Source organism: Clostridium sp. SGI.024, from assembly GCF_050315195.1.
Taxonomy (GTDB): domain Bacteria; phylum Bacillota; class Clostridia; order Clostridiales; family Clostridiaceae; genus Clostridium.
Window position 1 is genome coordinate 1 of sequence record NZ_JBNPON010000114.1, and the last position, 3,979, is coordinate 3,979.

At 23.2% G+C, this 3,979-nt stretch carries 4 protein-coding genes; 1 reads left to right on the top strand and 3 read right to left on the bottom strand.

Going from position 1 to position 3,979, the window contains the following annotated elements:
- Positions 1-1,003 precede the first annotated feature (1,003 nt).
- From ACQRD5_RS16745 to ACQRD5_RS16755, 3 genes are all read right to left on the bottom strand, one after another.
- A complete protein-coding gene (locus ACQRD5_RS16745) occupies positions 1,004-1,567 on the bottom strand; it encodes a hypothetical protein (protein WP_294170830.1) in 564 nt (187 codons plus the stop codon).
- A 132-nt stretch (positions 1,568-1,699) separates the two neighbouring features.
- Positions 1,700-2,260 carry a hypothetical protein gene (locus ACQRD5_RS16750; RefSeq protein WP_427747085.1) on the bottom strand — a complete coding sequence of 187 codons (561 nt, stop codon included), beginning with the start codon at positions 2,258-2,260 and terminating at the stop codon, positions 1,700-1,702.
- 255 nt (positions 2,261-2,515) lie between these two features.
- Positions 2,516-3,088, bottom strand: coding sequence for a hypothetical protein (locus ACQRD5_RS16755; RefSeq protein ID WP_427747086.1), 573 nt, complete (start codon positions 3,086-3,088; stop codon positions 2,516-2,518).
- Between the two features lie 292 nt (positions 3,089-3,380).
- Here ACQRD5_RS16755 and ACQRD5_RS16760 point away from each other — a divergent pair, with 292 nt between their 5' ends.
- Positions 3,381-3,557 carry a hypothetical protein gene (locus ACQRD5_RS16760; RefSeq protein WP_294170835.1) on the top strand — a complete coding sequence of 59 codons (177 nt, stop codon included), beginning with the start codon at positions 3,381-3,383 and terminating at the stop codon, positions 3,555-3,557.
- Positions 3,558-3,979 lie beyond the last annotated feature (422 nt).

Consider the following 3,979-nt stretch of genomic DNA (forward strand, 5'->3'; position numbering starts at 1 on the left):
CATTAACTAGATATCAAATTTTTGATGCTTACGTTTTTCCTGCCATAAAAAGTCCTCCTAAATTTTTTCATAGTATATTATTCCAAATCTACCAACTAATCATACGAAAAAAGAGTAGATAGATTTGTGTTTTACACAAATTTATCTACTCTCCCTTTAGTTTTTTAATTCAAGTATTTGAATATGTCCATCTATATTTATAGTAACTTTTATAACTTCATCCTTACTTTCAATTACACCACCAGAAGTAGTAGATTTTAAAGTATAACTCTTTTCTGGTTGAACAATCTCTTCAATTCCCCCGTTAGCAACACTACTTTCATATGATATTTCTAGTCTTTTTATAGAAGATAATTGAGATATATCGTAATTATAAGTTATTGTAAATATTTTTTCGCATGTTGTATCATTTCCAGTTATATGATATTCAGCAGTCCAAAATTCATTTTTCCCTTTATAAGAATAGTTATACTGATTTATATTTTTATTAAGACATCCAGTAATAATTAATAAAATGAAAATGATAAAAATACTTATTATTTTTTTTATATTATATCCCCCATAATAATATTCTTATTTACACTGAATTACTCTCCACTTATAGAAGTAAAAGCTTTTTGGTCAACATAACTAACGGTACAAGTTTACCAAGCTATTAATATAGTTCCTACCTAGATTATAAAAATTTCTCTATTTTATTATCAGTTATAGTAAATCCGTTTTTAGCATAAAAATGTAATAATCTATCTTTATGTGTACTTAAATCAAAGAGAGATAATGATCCTTTTAATTTCTTAATTCAATTCTCAAGAGCTATTTTTTTCATAAATTTTATAGCTCTACTACCAAGCCCATAAGAAGTCTCCTCTGGAAGCATATCAACAATAAATAAACAAGATTCCTTTTAAATCATAATGAAAAAGAGCAACTTGGCCAAATTCAGAAAAAGAATAAATAGAACCAGTTTTATAATCACTATATCAGCTAGTTTCTAAAATATTAACTAAAGTAATTTCATCCTCAAACTTGTCAGAAGTATGATATGAGTAATTACAGAATTAATTGACTTTCTATGATCATAAAGAAACTTTCCAACATAATATTTAAGAGGATTAGAATAAAAATATTGCATATAAACATGAATATCAGATTTAAGTTCGATTTTATCAGATCTAAAATCATCACCTAAAGAAGAAAGTTCATCATTAGAAATTGAATGATAAAATCTCCAATTGCCATCTGTAGAATAAATCCAAACTTTAGGACCATTAGTTTTAATATCAGTAATATTATAAAAACTTATACCAAAAGTATAATACTTTCTTTCTAATTCAAGAGTAACAGTATTATAAATGCCATTAATAGAGTAATCTTTAAGAATATAAGAATATTCTAATCTACCAATCATATCTTTAGTGATACCTAAAGATAATTCTTTTCCTAAAGAACAATGAAATAACTTATCAAGAAATTTAAATTCATTATCTAAAGAAATAGTAGAATCATCACAAGAAGAATCTTCTACAACTACTTTATCTGGAATAGAAAATCTTTTTAAATAAATCAATTGGATTTTTAAACAATGAAATCACTCCTTTTAAAATAATACATAAATTAATTATATATTATTGTATAAAAAAATCCAAATACATTATAAAACTCACAAAAGATATAAATAAAAAGGAGTTTTTTAAACTCCTTAAATAACCTCAAGCAAAACATCTGAAATTTTATTATCAATTTGTTTAGAAAAATTAATAATATCACTTAAATAAGATTTCTTAACCTTTTCAATACATAACTTAGCATTAGTTATGTTATTATATTTTAGAATTATAATATCATCTTTCTTTTCAAGATTAATAATACCAGGCTCTAACCAAGTTTTATATTGAACAGTACCAAATTTATTTTCTAAAAAAAGTTCCAATGAACCTTTTAATTTTTCTAATTCGATAAGCTCATTTAGTGAAGTAGAAGATTCATTATTATTAACATTATTAAGAGAATCAGTATCATCAATAATTATATCATCAGATGAATCAGAAGAATCAAGTGAATCATCATCAATATCCCAGCCTAATAATTTCTTTTCTAAATTATCATAATCATAATCTCTGCCTTTAAAATTATCAAATTTAAGTTTATTCGACTTATTTTCAATAATAACAGGTTTATTATAAACATTAGGTTTAACCATTTCAGCTAACCAAGAGTAAGCATTTTTAATTTTATAACCATTAGTGGTTAATTGTATCATTTCATTAAAAATATATTCTATGTACTCTAAATTCTTATTAGAATTATTATAAATAACATCAGCTTGTTTATCAGAAATATCAAATGATAATATTTCTTTAATTTTATTAATAGGGTCAATGCCATTATTAGCAATATATGTATCAGAAGAATTATCATCTTCTTTAACATCAGTATAATCAACATCAATAGCAGTTATTTTTCTACCACGCTTTTTCTTATCACCTAATTTTCTTTCATAGAATAATAACTGTTCTTATTTATTTTTTTCGCTATATTTTTCAGCTTGGATATAAGTTATTTTAAACTGCTCAATTGCTTCAACTAATTCTGGAATTAATTTAAGTTTAAATTTATTAACTTTTCTCTTTAAAGAATTAAACTCCTTTAACTGTTTTTCTTCACTTAAAACCTGTGCATATTTATAGCAAGTTGAAACGCTTAAAAAATTTAAATCTAATAATTCTTTCAATTCTTTAATTAATTTAGAATTAATAAGAATATATCTTTCAATAGAGCGTATAGATAAGCCAAAATGAGATGCAATTTCTTTTTTAACATTTAAATCAATATTGTCAATATTTTCTGTCATTTTTTCTATCTGTAAACGAATAGGCTCACTAACACTAGTTTCATTTGTATTTATACATCTATTTTTAAACTGGCGTTCTAATTCTTCATTAGTTTTTTTAGTAATAATTGTTTTAATTCTAACAACTTTATTTTTTTCTTTTTCTTCAACAGAAACTATCTTAAGATCAGTAAGTCTATTAATTTCTTCATCTGTTTTCTTTAGAACATTTGCCTTAAATAGGGAATACTTTTCCATATTTGTAATTTTAAATATAGGTTCTATGTCGTTACCTTTTTTTATTTTTTTAGTAAAAAGATATTTATATTTATTAAGAAAAATATAAGAGTATTTAGTAAACATTCAAATAAGTTCAATTAATTCACTATGAATGTTTTATATTTCGCTAAATAAAATTTACACTCAGATTATGCCTGGTACCAAAAAGTCATCTTTAAATATGATAAATATAAAAATTTAGAGTTAAATAAGATTATGAAAGAATAAATAAGTTAATAATTAATTGGAATTAAAAAGGATAAATTAAGATATGTATGAGTGGAAAACAAAAGATCTAAATGATCATTTCGAAATGAGAAAAGGTGAAAGGATAGTAGACTTAGAAAAGTATGTAGGATTATTAAAGAAAAATAATATTCCGTTTACTAATGAACAATATGAAGCAGCAGTAAAGAAAATTAATGATGAAGATTCTTATAGGGAATAAAAAGGTACTATTTCGCAATCTTAGTTGCGAAATAGTACCTTTTTTAATTTTGTTTAGAAATAGTAAACAATTAACTGATATTTTTCTATTATAACATAGTTTATAAATGGCTTGAATTCGTTAATTTTTATTTCTTCGTGAAATCCGAATTTAGCGAAATTAATATTTTTCATTAGAGAAAAATTTCATTATTTTATATAATATGGTATAATTAAAAAGAGTAATAAATTTACTCAAATTAATATTTGATAGTGTAAAGTTTCGTATGAAAAAATAGAGTTAATCAAATTTAAGGAATAAATTTCAATTTATTCTTTAAAATTCAAAATTTGCTCTAAATTTAAGTATGATGAAAAGGCCTTCGATAGCGGAGGCAAAAATTGGATTGATATTTAATTTTATTATTTATCAAGAAGGCTTAG

What these genes read in the sequence shown, in the direction of transcription:
- ACQRD5_RS16750 (WP_427747085.1), bottom strand. Translation starts at nt 2,260, where the DNA reads ATGATACAATTAACCACTAATGGTTATAAAATTAAAAATGCTTACTCT.
- ACQRD5_RS16755 (WP_427747086.1), bottom strand. Translation starts at nt 3,088, where the DNA reads ATGGAAAAGTATTCCCTATTTAAGGCAAATGTTCTAAAGAAAACAGAT.
- ACQRD5_RS16760 (WP_294170835.1), top strand. Translation starts at nt 3,381, where the DNA reads ATGTATGAGTGGAAAACAAAAGATCTAAATGATCATTTCGAAATGAGA.